At 63.1% G+C, this 21,422-nt stretch carries 19 protein-coding genes; 6 read left to right on the top strand and 13 right to left on the bottom strand.

Translation table 11 applies throughout. The features are described from left to right. From F3J19_RS17665 to F3J19_RS17630, 8 genes are all read right to left on the bottom strand, one after another. The gene (locus tag F3J19_RS17665; protein WP_167043624.1) at positions 1-1,005 is read right to left on the bottom strand and encodes a glycosyltransferase family 2 protein; all 1,005 of its coding nucleotides are present in this window, start codon (positions 1,003-1,005) and stop codon (positions 1-3) included. A gap of 10 nt (positions 1,006-1,015) precedes the next feature. Next, positions 1,016-2,572: a DHA2 family efflux MFS transporter permease subunit gene (locus F3J19_RS17660; protein WP_240159053.1), complete on the bottom strand. Its 1,557-nt coding sequence runs from the start codon at positions 2,570-2,572 to the stop codon at positions 1,016-1,018. Between the two features lie 62 nt (positions 2,573-2,634). Next, positions 2,635-3,948, bottom strand: a complete 1,314-nt coding sequence (locus F3J19_RS17655; RefSeq protein WP_167043620.1) for a nucleotide disphospho-sugar-binding domain-containing protein — start codon at positions 3,946-3,948, stop codon at positions 2,635-2,637. An 8-nt stretch (positions 3,949-3,956) separates the two neighbouring features. After that, positions 3,957-4,526, bottom strand: coding sequence for an isoprenylcysteine carboxylmethyltransferase family protein (locus F3J19_RS17650; RefSeq protein ID WP_167043618.1), 570 nt, complete (start codon positions 4,524-4,526; stop codon positions 3,957-3,959). Beyond that, positions 4,523-5,479 carry an alpha/beta hydrolase gene (locus F3J19_RS17645; RefSeq protein ID WP_167043617.1) on the bottom strand — a complete coding sequence of 319 codons (957 nt, stop codon included), beginning with the start codon at positions 5,477-5,479 and terminating at the stop codon, positions 4,523-4,525. The genes F3J19_RS17650 and F3J19_RS17645 overlap by 4 nt, the downstream gene beginning before the upstream one ends. Before the next feature lie 673 nt (positions 5,480-6,152). Continuing rightward, entirely contained in the window at positions 6,153-6,659 is a 507-nt protein-coding gene (locus F3J19_RS17640; protein ID WP_167043615.1) for a hypothetical protein, read from the bottom strand. Between the two features lie 21 nt (positions 6,660-6,680). Continuing rightward, a complete protein-coding gene (locus F3J19_RS17635) occupies positions 6,681-7,463 on the bottom strand; it encodes an H-NS family nucleoid-associated regulatory protein (protein WP_167043614.1) in 783 nt (260 codons plus the stop codon). Between the two features lie 199 nt (positions 7,464-7,662). Further along, the gene (locus F3J19_RS17630) at positions 7,663-8,001 is read right to left on the bottom strand and encodes a hypothetical protein (protein WP_167043612.1); all 339 of its coding nucleotides are present in this window, start codon (positions 7,999-8,001) and stop codon (positions 7,663-7,665) included. A 424-nt stretch (positions 8,002-8,425) separates the two neighbouring features. On the opposite strand from F3J19_RS17630, the gene F3J19_RS17625 reads away from it, so the two are divergent. Next, on the top strand, positions 8,426-8,674 hold the full coding sequence (locus tag F3J19_RS17625; protein WP_205192990.1) for a hypothetical protein: 249 nt from the start codon (positions 8,426-8,428) through the stop codon (positions 8,672-8,674). 104 nt (positions 8,675-8,778) lie between these two features. Here F3J19_RS17625 and F3J19_RS17620 read toward each other — a convergent pair whose 3' ends face one another. The 4 genes from F3J19_RS17620 to F3J19_RS17605 all read right to left on the bottom strand — a co-directional run bounded on the left by F3J19_RS17620 (position 8,779) and on the right by F3J19_RS17605 (position 12,344). Further along, positions 8,779-9,852 carry a DUF6765 family protein gene (locus F3J19_RS17620; protein WP_167043956.1) on the bottom strand — a complete coding sequence of 358 codons (1,074 nt, stop codon included), beginning with the start codon at positions 9,850-9,852 and terminating at the stop codon, positions 8,779-8,781. Positions 9,853-10,206: 354 nt separating this feature from the next. Then, positions 10,207-10,668 carry a DUF488 domain-containing protein gene (locus F3J19_RS17615; protein WP_167043610.1) on the bottom strand — a complete coding sequence of 154 codons (462 nt, stop codon included), beginning with the start codon at positions 10,666-10,668 and terminating at the stop codon, positions 10,207-10,209. 105 nt (positions 10,669-10,773) lie between these two features. Further along, positions 10,774-11,124, bottom strand: a complete 351-nt coding sequence (locus tag F3J19_RS17610) for an FKBP-type peptidyl-prolyl cis-trans isomerase (protein WP_205192989.1) — start codon at positions 11,122-11,124, stop codon at positions 10,774-10,776. 782 nt (positions 11,125-11,906) lie between these two features. Then, complete coding sequence (locus F3J19_RS17605) at positions 11,907-12,344, bottom strand: hypothetical protein (RefSeq protein WP_167043608.1); 438 nt, start codon at positions 12,342-12,344, stop codon at positions 11,907-11,909. Between the two features lie 141 nt (positions 12,345-12,485). Between F3J19_RS17605 and F3J19_RS33005 the strand changes: the two genes are divergently transcribed. The 4 genes from F3J19_RS33005 to F3J19_RS17585 all read left to right on the top strand — a co-directional run bounded on the left by F3J19_RS33005 (position 12,486) and on the right by F3J19_RS17585 (position 19,476). Next, the gene (locus F3J19_RS33005) at positions 12,486-14,345 is read left to right on the top strand and encodes a hypothetical protein (protein ID WP_167043606.1); all 1,860 of its coding nucleotides are present in this window, start codon (positions 12,486-12,488) and stop codon (positions 14,343-14,345) included. 1,048 nt (positions 14,346-15,393) lie between these two features. After that, a complete protein-coding gene (locus F3J19_RS17595; protein ID WP_167043604.1) occupies positions 15,394-16,782 on the top strand; it encodes an FAD-binding oxidoreductase in 1,389 nt (462 codons plus the stop codon). Positions 16,783-17,093: 311 nt separating this feature from the next. Next, entirely contained in the window at positions 17,094-17,684 is a 591-nt protein-coding gene (locus F3J19_RS17590; protein ID WP_167043602.1) for a YSC84-related protein, read from the top strand. 304 nt (positions 17,685-17,988) lie between these two features. After that, on the top strand, positions 17,989-19,476 hold the full coding sequence (locus F3J19_RS17585; protein WP_167043600.1) for a SulP family inorganic anion transporter: 1,488 nt from the start codon (positions 17,989-17,991) through the stop codon (positions 19,474-19,476). A gap of 181 nt (positions 19,477-19,657) precedes the next feature. On the opposite strand, the gene F3J19_RS17580 is transcribed toward F3J19_RS17585, so the two are convergent. Beyond that, positions 19,658-20,203 (bottom strand): YbaK/EbsC family protein, encoded by a 546-nt coding sequence (locus tag F3J19_RS17580; protein ID WP_167043950.1) that lies wholly within the window; start codon positions 20,201-20,203, stop codon positions 19,658-19,660. 245 nt (positions 20,204-20,448) lie between these two features. On the opposite strand from F3J19_RS17580, the gene F3J19_RS17575 reads away from it, so the two are divergent. Continuing rightward, positions 20,449-21,422, top strand: a 974-nt coding sequence (locus F3J19_RS17575; RefSeq protein WP_167043598.1) for a YihY/virulence factor BrkB family protein, incomplete at its 3' end; no start/stop codon positions are given.

Below are 21,422 nucleotides of genomic sequence, written 5' to 3'. Positions count from 1 at the left end.
TCATGAATGGTGCGGGTGATGCAGCGCGGCTTCGCCGGCGCGTGATGGAGAAGAGGAACCCGCCGCGGTGGCCTTCCTCACGCTAGCCGTTTTTGCGGCCAGCCGTGGACGGACCTGTTCGAGCGGTCCCATGCGTCCGAACAAACCGTCGATCAGCCCCTGCGCGATCGCGCTCAGCTTCGCGAGCTTGTCGTGTTCGGCCAGAACGATCTGTACGATCTGCCATAGCGTGAGCAGGTTCGGCACGATCGCGACTGGCAGGCGCAAGCCATATTGCAACGCGAGTTGCATCGCATTGCGTGCGCTGTAATAGCGGCGAAAGCCGGGGTGATTCATCGTCGTCATTTCGAATGCGCCGAGTTTATGGCGGCGCCGCGAACCGATCCGGTGCAGTAGCACGAGCGACGGCACGACATACACGGGTACGTTGCGCAGCAAGGCGCGCAGGCAGTACTCGGTATCGACGTGATCGATAAACAGGCTTTCGTCGAAACGGCCGAGACGCGCGAATGCCTCGCGCGAAATAACGGAGCCCGAGGAGATCAGAAACGCGCAGCGCTGCAATGAGGCAGCGGCATCCGTCGCGAGGCGCTTGACCGCGAGGCCGCTCGTGACGAGTTCCGGCAAATAGCGCTGATCGTTTTCGTCGAAAATACGTGGCCCCATCAGGAACGGCTGACCATCGAGCGGCGTGCAACGCTCGCGCATCACGTCGAAATAGCCCTCAGGCATGGTCGAGTCCTGATCGAACAGCGCGACCGCGTCCATACCGTGGCCGAACAGCGCATGCAGTCCGCTATTGAATGCGCCCGCAATGCCGTGACGATTGCCGTGATGCAGCAGTGCGATGCCGGCATCGCCGAGCACTTGCGCCGCGCGAGCGTCGGGCTCGGGCGAGTTGTCGATCACGAGCAGGCGGTCGCACACCGCGCGCATCGCCACCGCACGCGCGAGTTGTTCGTCGTTCGGATGAAACAGTACGATCAGCGCGGCCAATTTCGTCATTGGCTTTCTCCTAGTGTCCGAGCGTCATCGCGGAGCCGCGTTTCGGACGCGTGAGCCACATCATCGCGGCGAGCGCGAGACAGGTGACGCTCGCCATATAGAACATGTCGCCGGTCGCCATCATGTAGGCCTGCTGCTGCACGACGTGGTGCAGCGTCGTGACTTCGCGCGCGCCGTCGATCCCGAAACCATGCAGCTTCTGCACGAACTGCTGCGTATTGCCCGACGATTTCGTCACCGCCTGGGAAATCACGTCGTAGTGAAACAACGCGCGGTTGTCCCACAACGTGACGCTCATCGCGGTGCCGAATGCGGCCGACAGCGTGCGCAGGAAATTCGACAGGCTCGAGGCGGCGGCCAGCTTGTGATCGGGTACGCGCGACAGCGTCGCGGCGGTCAGCGGAATAAAAAAGCACGGCAGGCCGATGCCCTGGATCAGACCGGGCGTGATGATCTGCACGAAGGTCATTGTCAGCGTGAAATGCGCGTTCCACCACAGCACGGCCGCGAATACGAGAAAGCCGAACGTCGCGAGGACGCGCGCGTCGAAACGCGGCGCGTAAATGCCGACCAGAATCGAAAACACGAGCGCGAGCACGCCGAGCGGCGCGGTGGCGAGTCCCGCGTGATAGGCGGTATAGCCCATCACGGCCTGCAACCAGAGCGGAAACACCACGCCGACCACCGAAAAACTCATCATGCCGAGCGAGATAATCAGCACGCAGAACGAAAACGTGCGGTCGCGAAACAGGCTCAGATCGATCACCGGATGCGCCTCGCCCGCTTCCCAGATCAACAACGACACGATGGACAGCGCCGCGACGATCGAAAGCGTCAGAATCAGCGGCGAATCGAACCAGCCGCGGTCGTGCCCGAGGTCGAGCACGACTTGCAGCGAGCCGACGCCGAGCACGAGCAACGCAATACCGGGAAGATCGACACGCGTGGCCGCCCTGGTCGCAGCGGTCTCTCCTGTCTCTCCGGTCGCTTCAGTTGCCGAATCATGCGCGTCGCGGCGCAAGAGCGTCGTGCACACCGAAAACGAGAACACGCCGATCGGCAGATTGATCAGAAAGATCCACGGCCACGAGAAGTTGTCGATAATCCAGCCGCCCACGACCGGCCCGAAAATCGGCGCGAGCAGTACCGTCATCGCCCATAGCGCGAGCGCCACGACCCGTCTTTGCGGCGGAAAACTGCGCAGCAGAATGGTTTGCGACAGCGGCACCATCGGCCCGGAAAACAGCCCCTGCAAGGCGCGGCACACGACCAGCACGTGAAAGTTGGCGGCCATGCCGCACAACAGCGAGGTCGAGGTGAACAGAATCACCGCCGCGAGAAAAAGCCGCGTTTCGCCGAACCGCTGCGCGAGCCAGCCCGTCAGCGGCACCGCAATCGCGGCGGCGACCGAATACGAACTGATAACCCATGTGCCCTGGCTATTCGACACGCCGAGGCTGCCGGAAATAGCCGGCACCGCGACATTGGTGACGGTCGAGTCGAGTACTTCGATAAACGTCGCGAGCGAGAGCGCGAAAGTCAGCAAGGCAAGCCGCATGCCGCGCATTTGGCCGCGAATGTTGCTGCGATCCTCGCGCGCAGCACTGTCCGGCACTGACGTCGCCGTGCTCATGCGCCCTGTCCACCCGCAGCCAGCACCAACGACGGCACGCCGGCAATCGCGGGCTCGCGCGCCGTGCGACGCATGAATCCTTCGATATAGCGCGCGGCCGTGTCGCAACCGTCCGGCGCGGCCGCGAGCCGATCCTGCATGCGCACGCACTGCGTCGCGATCGACGGGGAACCGAGCACGTCCCTGAGCGAGCGCGCCAGCGCCCGCACTTGCAACGGCGCATCGAGCCGCACGCCGCAGCCGCTCGCGGCGACGCGTTGCGCGTTATCGAACTGATCGTGCGCAAACGGCGTAACGACCTGCGGAATACCGGCCGCATACGCGAGTGCCGCCGTGCCGATGCCGCCGTGATGCACGAGCGCGCGGCAGCGCGGCAATAGCGTGCGCATCGGCACATAGTGGCGCGTGAGCAGCTGCGCCGTTGCCGTTTCCGCCTGCTGCTGTGTATGCGGCGTCAATAGAATGCCGCGCAGCCCGGTATCACGCAGCACCGCATTCACGATCCCGGCATAGTGCGCATGATCGGTCAACGTCGAGCCGGCCGTGAACACGACGGGGCGCTCGCCGTCGTCGAGAAACGCTTCGAGTTGCGCATCGGGTTCGTGCGCCTGCGTCTCGTTGAATAACGGAAAGCCGCTCTGCCGACGCGGCTCCGGCCAATCCGGCTGCGGTTGCGCAAACCATTCGGGAAACAGGCACAGCACGCCGTCGGTCGAATGCAGCCAGTGGCCGAAAATGCGCGTGACCGACGGCAGCCCCAATTGCGCGCGCAATGCATTGAGTTCGGGGCCGCACACCCGGTCTAGCACCTGCGTTTCAATCAGGCGCAGCAGTGCCGCCTTGACGCCGAGCGGCAGCCAGCGCGGAATCGTCAAACGCGGGTGCGTCGGCGGCGCATGCGCGGACAGCAACGTCGACGGCGACACCTGCACCGACACCAACGGCACGCGATATAACTCCTGCATGAGCCGCGCGGAAAAAGCCCACAAGCTGCCGACAAGCACCGTGTCGTCGTTGGTCAACGAAACGAGCGTATGAAAGTGCGGCTGCAACGTCGGCGCAATCACGGCCCACAGCGTTCGAAATGACGTGCGCGGATTCCATAGCGCGGGGTTCGCCATCGCGGCCGCGTATTCGTCGGCGGTGCCGATCGGCTTGAATGCGAATCCCTGGCGCACAGCGGCAGCTTCGAACGGCGGGTGGCTGCAAAACACGATCTCGTGCCCGCGCGCCGCGAGCGCGGCGCCGATGCCGAGCAGCGGATGCACGTCGCCCGCCGAGCCGATCGCGGTAATGATGACTCTCGTCATGCGGTGGCTCAGAAGAGACCGGGAATCAGCGCGGCCACGTCGCGGCGGTACTGGGTATAAGCGCCGCCGAAGTGGCCGGTCAGCCAGCTTTCCTCGACCCGCACCTTGTAGGCGAGCGACGCGAAAATCAGCGCGAGGCCGAACGCGCCGCGCCATTGCGCGCCGATTATCGCCGCACCGAGCAGCGCCAGCAGGCAACCCGTATAAATAGGATGGCGAACCAGGCCATAAGGCCCGCTGCGCACGAGTTCATGATCGTCTTTCAGCGTGACCGACACGCTCCAGTTCGTGCCGAGATGCAGCCGGGCCCACACGGAAAAAGCGAGACCCGCGAGCAGTACGACGAGACCGGCGATCTGTAGCGGCCCGAACATCTGCGGGTCGAAACGCCACGCGGCGGCCGTGAAATCCGGCAGGATAATCAGCGCGCCGCCCGCAATCAGCGGAATCGACTGCAAGGTGCGCGACAGCGACGCTTCCTTGCGCGCGGTCGCCTTGACCTGTTTCGACGTCGCGATCCAGTACAGCAGCCAGAGGGTCCACGGCACGACGATGGCAATGCTTTGAACGATATTCACGGTAGTTCGACCTGTTGGAACGAGTGATCGGCGGCGGTAGCCATGGAAGGTTGCTGCATCGGCAAAATCGGCGCGCGCGCGGCCAGCACGTCGACGCAATCGCGTGCGCGATTGCCGGTATGGGTCCGCGCGGGCCCGAAGTAGTCGAGAATCTCCGCGCGAACCTGGCGCAGTGCCGCCTTGCCTTCGAGATCGAGAAAATGCCCGGCCTGGCCGATCGTCGAGAACTCGGCGCTTTGCAGATGTTCGCCGAGCGAGCGCACGTCGCCCGGCGTCGTGTATTCGTCGAGCTCGCCGTTGAGGAATTTCAGGCCGCAGTCGATATTGCGGAATTCGTGCAGATAATCTTCCGGGCGAATCGCCAGAATCTGCTCGACATGAAACGCGACCTGCTCCTGCTCCTCGCGCGGCAGCGTCGCAAGATAGCGGAAGTTATAGAGCTTCATAATGCGCGGTAAGTGCTTGCCGACCGTGTCATTGAGCAGTTGCGCGGCCTTCAGGTTTTCGCCGGCGGCGATATGGTCGCGCGCGGAACTGACATAGTTCGTCATGGCCTCGTTCAGGCGCGGCGAGAACGAGGCGATCACCGCGCGACGCACGCTCGTGCGCGCCCGCGACAGCGCGAGCAGCGACGCCACTCCGCCCCACGAGACCGACAGCAGATAAGCCGGTTCGAATAAGCCGATTAAATAGAGAAGAATGTTGACTTCATCGTCTTTAGTGAGAATGAAGTCGCATTTATTATGCGGCTTAGATTGCCCGGCATAAGGTAAATCGAAGCAGATCGCATTATAGCGTTCGCCTAGATATTTAATGGTCTGACCGAATGACGCCGTAGTGGCAAGCGCTCCATTGATCAGAATGACACTCTCGAAAGCCGGATTGAATACGTGACGTTCAACGTAGACTTTCAGGCCCGCAGGCAGCGGAACAACAAGTTTTTCGATAGGCATGGAGTATTCGCATGCACTTGCGCAACGCAGGTGCGTACCGATACCGCGCCCGCGCAAACGGACGCCGTGCGGCCATACTACCGCGAATCAGGCCCGTGACTTGCCCTGGCGCAGGCAAATCCGATTCGCGACGACCGCTGCTACATCGAAGCGCATTGCTTTCGGCAATGCTTTTCGGCTCGATATGCTTAACCAATAAAGCTATGCACCAGAACCGTGATTTCGATGCCCCGTAATAATTTCTTATATAAAGTTTCTGAAAGAATTACCGAAAATCCACAGTGCATCTTTCAGTGAAACATTGTGCTGCAACCGCATGAAGACTAGATGTCAAGCTATGATAATGCAAATATTTTTATAACTAATTTCCAAGCTATTTTTCCTGAAATCTCATTCACGCGGCCAGCATGAAGGCATGCCATTTTACGGTTTCAAGGCGGGCTGTCTAGTAGCTGCTCGCACTTTTCGACAAATGCCCCTGGGGCGAACGACGCTGGCCTGCCTCGAAGGTCGGGCATGCTTCGCTTGCGCAAACGTTGGAATGTGCACGGCGCAAGCCCGCTTATGGGACCGCGCCTTGCTGTGAGTTCTGGCTGATTGCTGCCCGGCGTTGCAGGTCTTTCCCTGCCCGAGCGAAATTATCTGGCTTATCTGACCAACTTATCTGACCCACTTACCTGACCAACGCGAATGCTTCCCTGCTGGCGATTTCTCCCGCGCCATATACGCCAATGACCGTATAGTCCGACGCCACGCATTCGAACGTCGACGCACCGAACGTCACGACGAAATGGCGCCGTGCCGGTGTCCCGGCATCGCCTGGCGTTGCGCCCACCTGTACTGCGGCAATTTCCGCGCACAAAGACGAATTGACGACTTCATGCACCGAATAACTGGAGAGACCTTGCGCCGCCAGTGGATGAACGTCGAGATCGCCATCGCCTGGCGGACCTAGCCGATGAAATATTGCATCGGGAAAGAGCACCGCGCAGAAGGGATCGTCGCCGGGATCGAAAGGACCGAACCGCTCGAAGTCTTCTTCGGCGATCGGATAAGTCAGAATCACACGGCGGTCGCTGGCGACGAGAAAAGGTTCGTCGGCATCGGCGGCCGGATGAGGAGCGGAGTCCAGCAGGACGACCTGGTCTTCCTGCTGGGATGCATCGAACGTGCTGACCATCTACTTCGCGACTCGATGCGCTTACGCGCTCGCTTCCGCCGTAGCGGCTTGCGGTGCCGCTGCGCTCGGAGCTGCCGCTGCCTTCGTTGCGACTTTGCGGGCCGGCGCTTTTTTCGCGGCGGCTTTCTTTACCGCGACTTTCCTGCTTGCCGTGGGTGCCTTCTTCGCGGCGGCTTTTTTCGCCACCGTCTTGCGCGCGGCACCGGCTTTTTTCGCCGCGGCCTTCTTGCTCACCGCCGCCGATTTGGCTTTACCGGTCTTTGCCGCTGCTTTGGGAGCCGCTGCCGCCGCGCCCTCGATCAGGAATTTGCTGCGGTCCTTGACCGATGCGAGCCATGCGGGCGCCGGACCACGACCACTCCAGGTCGCACCGGTTTTCGGGTCGCGGTACTTCGGCGGCTGCGCGCCTTTCGGTTGACCCTTGCCGCCTTTGGCAGGCGCCGCCGCTTTCATTTCGCTCGCGCCACTGATCAGGAATGCCGTGCGATCTTTCGCATTGACGATCCAGCCCGGCGCGCGGCCATGGCCGGTCCACGTCGCGCCGGTTTTGGGATCGAGGTATTTGGCCGGCGTGGCTGTTTTGCCCGCCTTGGCCGCACCGGCGGCTTTCACGCGGCCATTGCCCGCGCCTCTTGCGGCACGTCTTGCCTTTGCTTCGGCTTCGATATCGGCCGTGGTGAGACCATGCTTGAGCATCAGCTCGCGAATCTGGTCGACTGCAGCCTGCGCTTTTCGGGCAATCATTACGTCAGCTTGCGCCTGGAGCTTTTTAAGCTTTGCTTGGATTTGCTCTAATGTGGGCATTCGAATGCTCCTTGTGTGGTAATCGTCGAACTATGCCATGAATAGAGGAAGAAAGGCAGTCTATTGAACCTTCAGTACATCGACATGACCTGGTCGAGCGGAGTTCAAATACAAAGCTTTCAGATTCTCCACTGACGTATCCCGGCTTTCTTCCTTTGCCTCTCCTCCTGACTCGTCTTTTCTGTTTCGGTTCCGCCACTCAGATAGGCGTAAAAACGACAACCTGACGATCGGCGATATACCTGACACTCCGTACGAAACGGTAGTGTTGACCGTCCGCCGTTATCCGGTTCAGCCCGAGGCAGGTCAGCATCAGCATTTCATCGGCCTGGAAAGCATCGACAACACCGGAATCTGTTAAATCCTCCAATGCGCCCGATGGATTGCCGACATAAACGCCGCGCACCTGCTTGCCGATTCTCATCACGACCACGCTCTTTCCTTCGTCGAGTGCCAATTCGAGATAACTCGCGAGCGTTCGCAACGACTCCGGCGTAGAGGACCCCGACTGGGAGATCGCGGCATTCGACGGCGTCATGTGTGCCTCTCCATCACTTGCATCCAACGGTAGCCCGTTACCGTGCCTGCTGGCAATAACCGCTTCTACTATAGGCAAGCATTCGAATATTCAAAGGAAAGTAGTTCATTTTTTATTTGAAAACGGCCTTTTTCTTGTGACCGACTTTAGAACAGTACATTGGAGATGGAGAAAAAACGCGGGTTCGGGAGCATGAAAATACGCTTTCCTCAGGGCTGGTAACTGTCGGTTACCAATCTTGCAATCGCTGTTGTTCCCGCTCGGGATGCGCCCTTTTACACTGCGGTCTGGGTCCGGCAACGCGGCCGCGGGCAATCTTCGAACCCATTGAGAGTTGGTGCGGAAAAGACATGGGCGGCCGCTATTGAAAATGAAGCCGAGGCAACCCATTTCCGGTCAACTCGACAACCGTACGGTATTCGCAATGAAAGCTGGTTATATTCGGGCCGCCCTGGCGGCGGTGGCACTCTCTTCGGCAATGGCCGGCACCGCGAACGCGGCCGGCTGTATCAAAGGAGCGGTAGTGGGTGGAGTCGCGGGGCACTATGCGGGGCATCACGCGGTGGCCGGCGCAGTGGGCGGCTGTCTCGTCGGACGGCATATGGCTAAAAAACACGCCGAAGAACAGGCGGCGGCACAGGCCGCGCAACGTCAACAGGCAAGAATGCAATAGACCGGAAAGAGGGAGAACCGCCGCAAGCGCGAATTCACATCTCGTTGCGATGTTTGAAATCCCGCTTGCGGCACAGCACGCCGCGCGGCCCAGGAAAGCCTCAGTCAAGCAATGCGCAGGCCGCGAGCGGGCAGGATCTCCTGGGTCGTCACGAAGCGGTGCTGTTTGACCGCGTCATGAAAAAGGCGGTAGTCGCTTTTCTCAAAGTCGTTCGACCATGGCGGTCTGTCCCCGGTGTCGTCGTCGCAAAGCAGACCCGTCGCCTTGAACTTCCACGAATCGCGTCCTTTGGCGATATAGCCGGGCACCGCTTCTTTCAGACCGGGAATACGGCCGGCTTTCACCCATTCGCAGACGTTTTGCAGGCGCAGGTTGTCGTCGGGATTCCGGCTCGTATCGAGCAACTGGGTCAGTGCGCTTGTCGTATCCTCCGGCATGCCGGGAAAAGTTTCGAAATCCTCTCGTCCCGCGAGATATCCGCGCACGGCGCGGCACGCCATTTGCGCCGCCTGCACGAAATCCGGCAGATTGTGCCGCGAGATGAAGTTGTTGCGGCCGTCGATGTAATGCCAACGCGCCCACGGCTGGTCGGGATAATGCAATGCGGCGCCGTGACCGACCGGCAGCGCGATCGTCAATATGTCCTCCTCGATATGTTCGAGCAGATGCCCGGCCGCGAGCCGGAGGCGCGCGAGCCAGCCCTTGCGTGTGCAATCCTGCGCTTCGAGAAGATGCACGCGATTCCACGGACTCTCGATCCCCGCGAAGCCCTGGTGCGCCCAGGTATCGACATACGTATGCAGCGTAATGCCGAGCCGGTGCAAAGCCGTTTCCGAGTCGCGCTGACGAATGGCACGCCGCACGACCTCACGCGCCACCTCGCTGTCGGGCCGGCAGATCGCCTTCTCTTCGAGGGAGGCGCCTTCTCCGGCGGGCAGAAAATGGAACGGCGTCCACACGAGGCGGTTCTGGTCGTTCTCGGTATTGGCGTAGTCGAATAACTTGTGCGCGGTCGCAAAACGCTCGAAAGTCTCGCCGCCTTTGAAACGCAGTATTCCGCTCGTGGTCGCGTCGTCGACATACTGGCAGGCATGCGCGACGGTCTGTGCGTCGCCGGGCGTCATTCCGCCGATCCGGGCCGCAATGTAGACCACCCCGTAGTGAAAGTCGATATTCATGGCTGGCGCTCCTCGCACGCGTGAAAAGACGGCCGGCGTTTTCCCGATGTTTACGGATAGTATGGCGAGGCGAATACGGGGGACGGCTCGTGAATAGTGAATAGACGAGCCAGCCGCACGCAACTTGAAAGCGGGCGCGCGTTTTTTTGAATTTTTCAGCGCTTTTCCGCCGCTTCCGGGTGCTCGAATAGTCGGGCTGGCGATGAAATGAAGGGGGTGATCGGACTCGGCGCAACCGTCCGCTGCAAAGAAAAGTACAGGAAAGTACCAGGGAAAAACGCGGCAGACAGCAAGGAAAAACCAGCCCAAAGCAGGTTCGCGGGCGGTGCCCGAACCCCTCGCGAACCCGATTCGTCAGGTCAGATGCGTAATGGCGAGCCGGCTATTCCAGTGGCTGTTCAGGTACTCGAGTGCGAACATCCGGTGGCAGTGATGCGGTAAATGTTCACTGCAGAGCAGACAGCCCGATTGAAAGAGCGAGATATCCAGATTGCTTTCCACGCGACGCTTCGCAATCAGATCGAAATACTCTTCGCGAAAGTTTTCCCACGTCAATGCCTTACCCTGGTAGCGTTTCAGCAGATCCGGTTCCGGGGCCAGCTCCGGCACTTCGACGTACGCCGCATCGCACAGGTGCTCGAGAAAATAAGGCAGATCCTGCTTCTTCGCAAAGCCCGCGAGCTGCGAGGTGTTATTCAGGCGGATGTCGAGAACCGTGCGCACGTGGGCGTCCTTCAGCAAATCGAAGAACTTTTGCGCGGTCTTGCCCGTGAAGCCGATACTTGCGACCGGCACGGCGGTTTTATCGCGTTTCATGGTGAATCCCCCAGACGGGTTATTCTGCGCCCCAAAAACAAAGCCTCGCTGCGAGATTCGGAGCGAGGCTTTGTTTCAGCGTATTTTCAACGCGTCCCGGCGCATTTACTTGACGATGCCGACCAGTTCGACTTCGAACGTCAGGTCGGTGTTCGGCGGAATCGGACCGACTCCGCGATCGCCGTAAGCGGTTGCGGCCGGGCATGTCAGCCGTGCCTTGCCGCCTACTTTCATCTTCTGGACGCCTTGCGTCCAGCACGGAATCACGCGATTCAGCGGGAACGTGGCCGGGCCGCCGTGCTTCGTCGAGCTATCGAATTCGGTGCCGTTGGGCAGCGTGCCCCGGTAGTTGACCTTCACGACATCTTCCGCCGACGGCTGCGGGCCAGTGCCTTGCGTCAGGTGTTCGACGATGACGCCCGACGGCAGTTTTTCCGTGGTCGGCGCGGCAGCCATGGCCGTCGAAGAAAGAACGGTTGCAGCCAGCAAAGCGACGAGTAATTTCAAAGCCATTCTCCAGTGGGGTAAGCAGGCTGTCCCATTGTAACGGATCGGATGGGGGCTACCGTGACCGGAGCATTCGGGCGCTGACGAACGGGCAGGCGCAGCCGGGTCGGGCCGTCGATGAATCGCTATTGCGGTTTCGCGGTCCGGATGAATGTCGGCGTAAGTCATTTGCCGGCTGCGAATTCGATGCTGGAAGAGGGCTTTCAATGCAGAGCCACAGTTTCGAGTTGCCGGGTGGGCAGACATGCGATTGGGAATCGTGCCGTTGTGGAACGGTTTGTTGCCGGTCAATGGGTTCGCTGATGACATTGCCGGAAAGCCGCAATTCGTCCGAGCTTTTGTTACGGTGTTTTTTGCTTGCGTTTTTGCTTTCGCTTTTGCTTGCGTTTTCGTTTTTGCGAGATTGCGCGGATCGGGTTCGTGTTTTTGACGCGTTCCGGGCAGCGGAAAGCGCGCGGCAATGACAGGTATCGCGTTGCAAGTGTCGAACGGATTTTTTATGAGGTCTTTCGTCTGCGCAATTACGGCTCTCTGCTTTCGGGTCCGATCTGTATCGAAGTACTGCTGCGGGGATTCGACGTCGCGGGAATTCGTTTTGTGCTCGAACGCATGCATGTGATTCGCGTCGTTATCAGGTATTCAGGCATACCGACACCGTTTGCGTTTTCGTTTGCGTTGGTCGCCGGATAGGCCGATGTGAAAACGTCAGTGCCGGGAAGCTCGTGTCGTGTTTACCGGCGATCTGCTGCCGCGCGCGAATCGCTCATCGCATTCACGCTCGATGCGTTGCCTGTGCGGTGCTTGTCGAAGGCCATCGCAATCGGCATGCGGGTGCATTGCCGTACGCATTGAGGGTCGAAGACGTGTGCGAGCCGTAGCGTCTCAGGCCGTGGCGCGGTGCCGTCATCCGCGCGATAGATGATGCGTGTGTGCTTGCGGGTCGTCGCGTGCATCCGGTCTATCGGATCGCAATGCGAGCCGATGCGTATGCCGTGTTTGCAGTTTGAGATAAGCCAAGGAATGCTGCCGGCGTTTGGGAGTTTTGCGGACGGAGCCGTGGGACAGGACGCGTCGCTAAGAGGAAGGGCTTTATCGTAGTGCAGGAAAAAGTCATCGCATTCGGCGGGTAAGTGGACGGCGGCGGCCGTCCACTTCTTTTGCCGATGCATCCCTGCCGCGCCGCGCGGATTTCCTGGCGGAGACCGGATGCCCGGTCTCCGCAGATGAGGGACATCCCGCGTATTCCGCGTGGAGCGGGAATGTCCCTCCGGCCGTGCTTATCGTCAGTGACCGCCGCCGTGGCCACCACCGTGACCGCCACCACTGCCGCCTCCGGAGCCGCCACCGTGGCCACCGGAGCCGCCATTGCCGCCGTTTCCGGAACCACCGTTGCCGCCGCCGTGGCCGCCGTTGCCGGAACCGCCGTTGCCCTCGCCGCCGCCATGGCCTCCGTTGCCGGAACCGCCGTTGCCCTCGCCGCCGCCGTGGCCTCCGTTGCCGGAACCGCCATTGCCCTGGCCGCCGCCGTGGCCTCCGTTGCCGGAACCGCCGCCGTGGCCGCCGTTGCCGGAACCGCCGTTGCCTTCGCCGCCGCCGTGGCCGCCGTTACCGGAACCGCCGTTGCCCTCGCCGCCGCCGTGGCCGCCGTTGCCGGAGCCGCCGTTGCCCTCGCCGCCGCCGTGGCCTCCGTTGCCGGAACCGCCATTGCCGTCACCGCCGCCGTGGCCGCCGTTACTGGAACCGCCATTGCCCTCGCCACCGCCATGGCCTCCGTTGCCGGAACCGCCATTGCCCTCGCCGCCGCCATGGCCTCCGTTGCCGGAACCGCCGTTGCCCTGGCCGCCGCCGTGGCCGCCGTTACCGGAACCGCCGTTGCCCTCGCCGCCGGCGTGGCCTCCGTTGCCGGAACCGCCATTGCCCTCGCCGCCGCCGTGGCCCTGACCACCATTGCTACCGTGACCGCCGTCGCCATGACCACCGTCACCGTGGCCACCATCACCGTGACCACTAGCACCATGGCCACCATCGCCATGACCGCCATCGCCGTGGCCACCATCGCCATGACCGCCATCGCCGTGGCCACCATCTCCGTGGCCGCCATCGCCGTGACCACCATCACCGTGACCACCGGCACCATGGCCGCCATCGCCGTGACCACCGTCGCCGTGGCCACCGTCACCATGGCCGCCATCACCGTGACCACCATCGCCATGACCGCCATCGCCATGACCGCCATCGCCGTGGCCGCCATCACTATGGCCACCATCACCGTGACCACCATCGCCATGGCCGCCATCTCCGTGACCACCATCGCCATGGCCGCCATCGCCGTGGCCACCATCTCCGTGGCCGCCATCGCCATGACCGCCATCGCCGTGGCCGTGGCCGCCATCGCCGTGACCACCATCACCGTGACCACCATCGCCATGGCCGCCATCTCCATGACCACCGGCACCATGGCCGCCATCGCCGTGACCGCCATCTCCATGACCACCGTCACCATGACCACCGTCACCATGGCCGCCATCGCCGTGACCACCGTCTCCATGGCCGCCATCACCGTGGCCGCCATCTCCATGGCCACCATCGCCACGACCGCCATCTCCATGGCCACCATGCCCGCCGTCACCATCCCCATCACCGCCGTGCCCATGCCCATGATGACCATGCCCACCATGACCATGCCCGCCATCTCCACCGGAATCACCACCGTTGCCGGCGTCTCCCCCCGAGCCGTCGCCTCCGGTCCCGCCGTTACCGCCGCCATTACCGTTACCGCTACCATTACCGCCATTACCGGCGTTACTGCCATTCCCGTTGTTCCCGCCGGTGCCTCCCGAGCCGGAGTTGGCCGCGCTGTTTCCGCCGCTCAGGCCATTGCCGCCCGTGCTTGTCGACGGCGCCCCGCTACTCTGCGGGCCCGTCGGCGCAGCCGAAGCGAGCCCCACCGATGCGAAGCCCGCTCCGCCTCCCTGAGTCGCGCAGCCGGGCCCGGCACCGCTCGAACATCCGCTGCCCGATGTCTGCGCGCCCGCCATCGCCGCATAAAGGCTCACAGCCACCGCCAAAGCCGCGCGCCGCGTACCCAGCTTCCACGCGTCCCCGTTATGCTTTTTCATTTCAATCTCCTAATTATTCCATCCAGAACGACCGGTCCAAATAACGAGTGAATCTCCGCTCATCGAGAAAACGGAAATCCGAAGCCCGACCGACTTCGCCTCGTGCGAAATAAAACCCGTCACACGGGACACTTCTCTCTCGGAAAATCCCCGGTCCGATTTGGCGTACTTCGAGAGAATCGGCTGGCTGTGCGCCGAACTAATCGTTAAAGCAGCACAGCAAGGCTTGATGGACGTTGAAGTTATGCGCAGAGCAATCAGGTGACCGTGCGCTAGACCACGCAATGCGATATCGCCGATATTCGCGGCAACGTTCCGCACTCGTTCGACGAAGCGGCATCAATCGAAATAAGCCCTGAAACAAGCCATGAATCGTTTGTTCTGACATTCGCCTCACATTATTGACAGCACCAGAAGCGAATCGAAAATAGCGCAATCATCGAGGGTTTTCGCGTACTCAATCGGACTCTTTACATATCGCCTCTTTTATTCATGTGTTTCTCCGCACATAAAACGAAAAATGCCCAAAGGCGAATGAGCGCAATCCCACAGACAGGGTAGATAAAAGCCGCCGCGCCGTTTCACAAACATCGCGCCGTCAAAACCGCCTCCTCGCGCCGGAAAAAAATCTCCGCCGATGTGCGCTAGCGCTCATACATCGGCGCACGCATCGACCACCGCAACCGCCGACATGCGAAGCAACGCAGCAGCCCGCCGCCGCTTCCGAACACTCGCCATCGAAGCCTCAATCGCAATCGGCCCTGCAGACACACTCCCGCGCGCCGCAAAGTGTCGCGGCGCAACCATCAGCGCGGCGCGAACCAACACTTCATCGCGCGATCTTTTTCCGAAGCATGTGCACCATCCGTGCGATCGCGACCGGCCATCGACACCTGCACGCCGCGCAAACGCCTGTCGCGCGAGCGATTGCGCCGCGACGTCCGCGAGCGCGGGTATACCTTTGTTTGACTTCGGCGCGCCGCCCCGTTTACTGGACGCACACCGACCTCCCGATACGCGTTCCCTCGGCGGCGTCCATTTAGTTTGGTCTTCTGAATAGCGCGGCGGGAGCGTCTGCCACTCTCCTGCGAGGTACGCCATGGTCACGATATCCAGCAGCGCAATCGACGCATTCAAAGCCGGCCTGCGCGGCCCGCTTCTCCTGCCCGACACGCCGGATTTCGACGCGGCGCGCAGCATCTGGAATGCGATGATCGACCGCTATCCCGCGATGATCCTGCGTTGCGCCGGCGCGGCCGACGTGCGCAGCGGCATCGCCTTCGCGCGCGACAACGGCCTGCCGCTCGCGGTTCGCGGCGGCGGCCACAACATCGGCGGCAGCGCGCTGTGCGACGACGGGCTCGTGCTCGATCTGTCGTCGATGAAATCCGTGCGCATCGATCCGGCCGCGCGGCGCGCCTATGTCGAACCGGGCGCGACGCTGCACGATTTCGATCACGAAGCGCAGGCATTCGGACTCGCGACACCGCTCGGCATCAACTCGACGACCGGCGTCGCGGGGCTCACGCTCGGCGGCGGATTCGGCTGGCTCAGCCGCCGCTACGGCATGACGGTCGACAACCTCGTGGCCGCCGACGTCATCACCGCCGACGGCGAATTGCGCCGCGTGAGCGCCACCTCGCACGACGATCTGTTCTGGGCGATTCGCGGCGGCGGCGGCAATTTCGGCGTCGTCACGCAATTCGAGTTCGATCTGCATCCGCTCGGCCCGCTCGTGTACGGCGGCCTCGTCGTGCTGCCGTTCGGGAACGCGAAAGACGCGCTCGTCAGCTACCGCGCCGCCGCGCCCGCGATGCCGGAAGAACTCGCCGTGTGGGCCGTTGCGCGGCTCGCGCCGCCGCTGCCGTTCCTGCCGCCCGACGTACACGGCCAGCCGGTGCTCGTCTTTGCGATGTGCTACACCGGCCCCGTCGAAAACGGTCCGGCCGCGGTCGAGCACGTGCGCGGCTTCGGCGCGCCGCTTGGCGAACATCTCGGGCCGATGCCGTACGAAACGTGGCAACAGGCGTTCGATCCGCTACTCACGCCCGGCGCGCGCAACTACTGGAAGTCGCACAATCTCGCCGACATCGACGATGGTCTGATCGACGCCTTGATCCGTGCGATCGACACGCTGCCGTCGCCGCAATGCGAGATCTTTTTCGGACTGATCGGCAGGCAAACGCAGCGCGTGGCGGTCGACGCAACCGCCTATCCGAACCGCGACACGCTCTATGCGATGAACGTGCATGGCCGCTGGGACGATGCGCGCGACGACGACCGCTGCATCGCATGGGCGCGCGAATTCTTCGAGGCGGCGCGGCCCTTCGCGCTCGGCAGCGTGTACGTGAACTTCATGACGCAGGAGGAAAGCGGCCGCATCGCCGAAGCGTACGGGCCGAACTACGAGCGGCTCGTCGCCGTGAAGAACCGCTACGACCCCGGCAATCTGTTCCGCCACAATCAGAACATCCGTCCGACGCCCTGACTACGCTAGCCGTCCTGACCGCGCGCGGCCGGGAGCCGGCCTCGCGCACGCCCCACCGCCACGACGAGGCACACCGCCCCGGCCCCACAGCGACGCGCGCTTCGACACGCCTTGGGCACACAATCTGCTGGATCATTCGCACACGCCCCGGCACACTGGCGGCGCAGCGTTCCCGTTCCAAATCAACGGCCACGACGCGCGCAAGGAAACTCCCGCGCGTAAAACAGAACAAACGAAAGCAGGCGAAACCGCCGCACTCTCCAATCACGTACAAAACACAAAACGCGTTCGACACGCAAAGGAAAACAGTCATGCGCAGACGACAGTTCATCATGACCGGCAGCGCTGCTCTCGCCGTCGCGGGCCTGAACCTCACCGGTTGCACGACGACTTCGCCGGCTTCCGGCGCCTCGCCCGCAGCCAACGCCGGCAAGCGCGACACGATCAACGCGGGCATCGACTCGACGCTCGCGCGTCTGTACGAAAACGTCGACGGCTCGCGCGATCTCGTCGCCAAGGCGCGTGGCGTGCTGGTGTTCCCGTCGGTGATCGCGGCCGGCTTCTGGGTCGGCGGACAGTACGGCGAAGGCGCGCTGCGCATCGACGGACGCACGGTCGGCTACTACAGCACGCTCGCGGGTTCGTTCGGCTTGCAGATCGGCGCGCAGTCGAAGGCGCTCGTGTTCCTGTTCATGACGAAGGAAGCCCTCGACGATTTCCTGCATAGCCAGGGATGGGCGGTCGGCGCAAACGCGACCGTCGCGGTACTGAAGGTCGGCGCGAACGGCGCGGTCGATACGTCGACCGCGACGAGCCCGGTGCAGGCTTTCGTGCTGACCAACGGCGGCCTGATGGCGGGCGTTTCGCTCGAAGGCACGAAGGTTTCGCGTCTGATTATTTGAGCGCGGAGATTGGCGTCACCGCGTATTGGCACAGAGCCATTCGTATAGATCGGCTTCACAACCGCGCTACGCCGCACCGCCTCTATCACGGACCATCGCGCAACCTTCGGGCAACCATCGCGCAACCGCCCGCCGCTTGCGCGACGGTCCGCGCGGCGCTCAGCGACCCGATTCATCGTACTACGGTAGAATTGCGGCCTTTCGCAAAGCGTTCCGCCTTCGGCTGACGCCTCCTTCGCGCCGCCACCTGCATCGCCATGTGAGCGCGCTTGCACCGCGCGCTCGCGCGCCCACCTCGTTGACCATGAACACCGCTAGTCCCGCTCCCGGTCGGCCCGCGCGGCTTTCCGGCATCCGCAGCAACGTGCTCGCCGGCCTGACCTCGTCGTTCGCGCTCGTGCCCGAATGCATCGCGTTCGCGCTGGTCGCCCATCTCAATCCGCTGATGGGCCTGTATGGCGCATTCTTTATCTGCACCGTCACCGCCCTGTTCGGCGGACGGCCCGGCATGATCTCGGGCGCCGCCGGTTCGATGGCCGTCGTGATCGTCGCGCTGGTCGTGCAGCACGGCGCGCAATATCTGCTCGCCACCGTGATACTGAGCGGCCTGCTGATGGTGCTGTTCGGCGCATTGCGGCTCGGCAAGCTGATCCGCATGGTGCCGCATCCGGTGATGCTCGGCTTCGTCAACGGACTCGCAATCGTTATCGCCAGCGCGCAGCTCGCGCACTTCAAACAGATCACGCCGCACGGCGAAACATGGCTGCGCGGCAGCGCACTCGCGACGATGTGCGCGCTCGTCGCGCTGACGATGGCGATCGTCTATCTGCTGCCGCGCCTCACGCGCGCCGCGCCGCCCGCGCTGGTGGCGATTCTCGGCGTCGGCCTGTTCACGCAGCTGCTGCATCTGCCGACCCGCACGCTCGGCGACATGGCGCATATCGCGGGCAACCTGCCGGCGCTGCATCTGCCCGACGTGCCGCTGAATCTGGACACGCTGCGCATCATCCTGCCGTACGCGGTGCTGATGGCGATCGTCGGTCTGCTCGAAACGCTGCTCACGTTCAATCTGACCGACGAGATCACCGAAACGCGCGGTCAGCCGAATCGCGAATGCGTGGCGCTCGGCGCCGCGAATATCGCCTCGGGACTGTTCGGCGGCATGGGCGGCTGCGCGATGATCGGCCAAACCATGATCAACCTGAATTCGGGGGGGCGCTCGCGGCTGTCGGGGATCGTCAGCGGCGTGATGATCCTGCTGTACATCCTGTTCCTGTCGCCGCTGATCGAGCGGATTCCGCTCGCGGCGCTGGTCGGCGTGATGTTCGTGGTCGCACAGCAGACCTTCGCATGGGGGTCGCTGCGCGTGCTCGGCAAGGTGCCGCGCAACGACGCGCTCGTGATCGTCGCGGTCACGGTCATTACCGTGTTCGCCGATCTCGCGATCGCGGTGATGTGCGGCATCGTGATCGCCGCGCTCAACTTCGCGTGGCAGCATGCGCGCGAAATTCATGCGCACGCCGAGGATCGCGCGGGCCACCGGACCTACGTGCCGCGCGGCACGCTGTTTTTCGCGTCGACCACGCGCTTTCACGAACTGTTCGATCCGGCGCGCGACCCGGCGAACGTGACCGTCGATTGCAGCCATCTGCTGCTCGCCGATCATTCGGCGCTCGCGGCCTTGCAGGGACTCGCCGAGCGTTATCGCAAGGCGGGCAAGCAGTTGAGCATGAAGAACCTGTCGGAGCGCAACCGCCAGTTGCTGAGCCGCGCGGGCGTCGGCTTCGCTTGAGGTTTCGTTTGGGACCTCGCCTGAGGCCGCGGGCCGAGGTCAGGGTCGGGGTCGTGCTCAGGCTCAGGCACGAGCAAGGACACGCGGGCGTACACACTTCGCCAGCAAGCACCGCGTAGCCGCGTTCCTTCCCGCCGGTAGCGCGCGCCGCTTCGACTGCAGCGTCAACGCCACGACCGTCTCACTCCGCCGACAGCGGCAGCGTCAACTCCGCCACCTCGCAGCGCGGCCACTGCCGCAGCACCTCGGGAGAAAGCAGCAGCTTGGCGGCCCGCACGCCCGCGCCCATGACGATCTGCATGCGCTCCATCACCGCGGCGTCGACGAGAATGCGCCAGTCCTGCGGCAGACCGAACGCGGTAATCCCGCCGAACTCCATCCGGCTATGCTCGACCGCCGTCTCGCGCTGCGCGAACGAGAGCCGCTGCGCGCCGAGCACAGCCTTCACCGCGCCGTTGACGTCGAGCCGCCGCGAACCGAGCGAAACGAGCGCCGCGTAATGCTCGCCGCCGTCCTTTTTGTAGCGGATCACGATCGTGTTCGCGCAGTCTTCGAGGCCGAAGCCGTAGCGCGCGCTGAAGGCGGCGGTATCGGAAGCGTCGTCGGTCACGCCGAACACCGTGATGCCCTGCGCCGGCAATTGTTCGACGACGTGCGCGGGCAGATGCGCGCCCCATTGATCGGCGGCGATGACGTCCAGTTGCTGTACGAATTCGTGCGAATGCATGGTGACGAGAAAGGTGAAGGGAATCCGCTGCATTCTAGCGGCATGCGCGGCGGCCGCGCAGCGCATGCATACCTGCCCGCGCGACGATGTGACGGCGTGACGACACATGGGCGCTGTGTCTTCGTCACGACGGCCCGCGCCGCTTAGCTTGTATAGTGGCGGGCACACGGCTTGCGGAGGGCACGCAAGCGAAAGCCGCCCGCCGCGACAAGACGCGACGGCCCGGCACCGTTCGGAACACGACCATGGACCTCGACTCCTTCTCCACCGGGAACCTTCAGCAGGCAGCGCGCAAGCAGGCCAACTGGGTAATCGGCGCGCTGCGGCAATTCTCGGACAACCGCTGTCCGGCGCAGGCGGCCAGCATCGCGTTCTACGCGGCCTTCTCGCTTGCGCCGACGCTCGTGATGGTGATCGCCGTGGCCGGCTGGTTCTTCGGCGCGGCGGCCGCGCGCGGCGAACTGTACGGCCATATCAACGGCCTGATCGGCAATCAGGCCGCCGAGGGCGTGCAGACGATCGTCGAGAACGCGCATCATGCGGGCGCCAAAGGCGGCGTCGCGGCGATCATTTCGTTTTCGCTGCTGGCGATCGGCGCATCGGCGACGTTCTCGTCGCTCAACAGCGCCCTTAATATAGTGTGGCCCTACACCGGGCCGCGCACCTCGGGCGTGCTCGCGCTCGTGCGCGTGCGGCTGGTCTCGTTCGGGCTCGTGCTCGGCGTCGCGTTTCTGCTGATCGTCTCGCTCGTGCTCGATACGGTGATCGTCTTCATCGGCAACTGGCTGTGGGGCAACTCGCCCTATGTCGTGATCGGCAACCTGCTGCAACTCGGCGTCGGGCTGCTCGTGCTGGTGTTCGCGTTCGCCGGGCTGCTCAAGTTCCTGCCCGACGCGAAGGTGCTGTGGCGCGACTCGCTGGTCGGCGGCCTCGTCGCGGCCGTGCTGTTCACGGCCGGCAAGAAGCTGTTCGCGCTCTATCTCGCGCATGCCGGCATGGCCAGTTCGTTTGGCGCGGCCGGCTCGCTCGCGGTGCTGCTGATGTGGCTGTATTTCTCGGCGGCGGTGCTGCTGCTCGGCGCGGAGTTCTCGGCGGCGCGCGGGCGCCTGCACGATCCGCGCGGCGGCTGGGGCATGCAGAACGGCGCGCCGCCGGGCAGCCGCGCGAAGCTCGCGTCGGTGCTGGCCGCGTCGACGGTCGGCATGGATGCGGCGCCGCG

The sequence above is a fragment of the Burkholderia sp. Ax-1724 genome (assembly GCF_011752995.1).
GTDB lineage: Bacteria > Pseudomonadota > Gammaproteobacteria > Burkholderiales > Burkholderiaceae > Paraburkholderia.
This window is presented reverse-complemented; position numbering and strand designations above follow the sequence as displayed.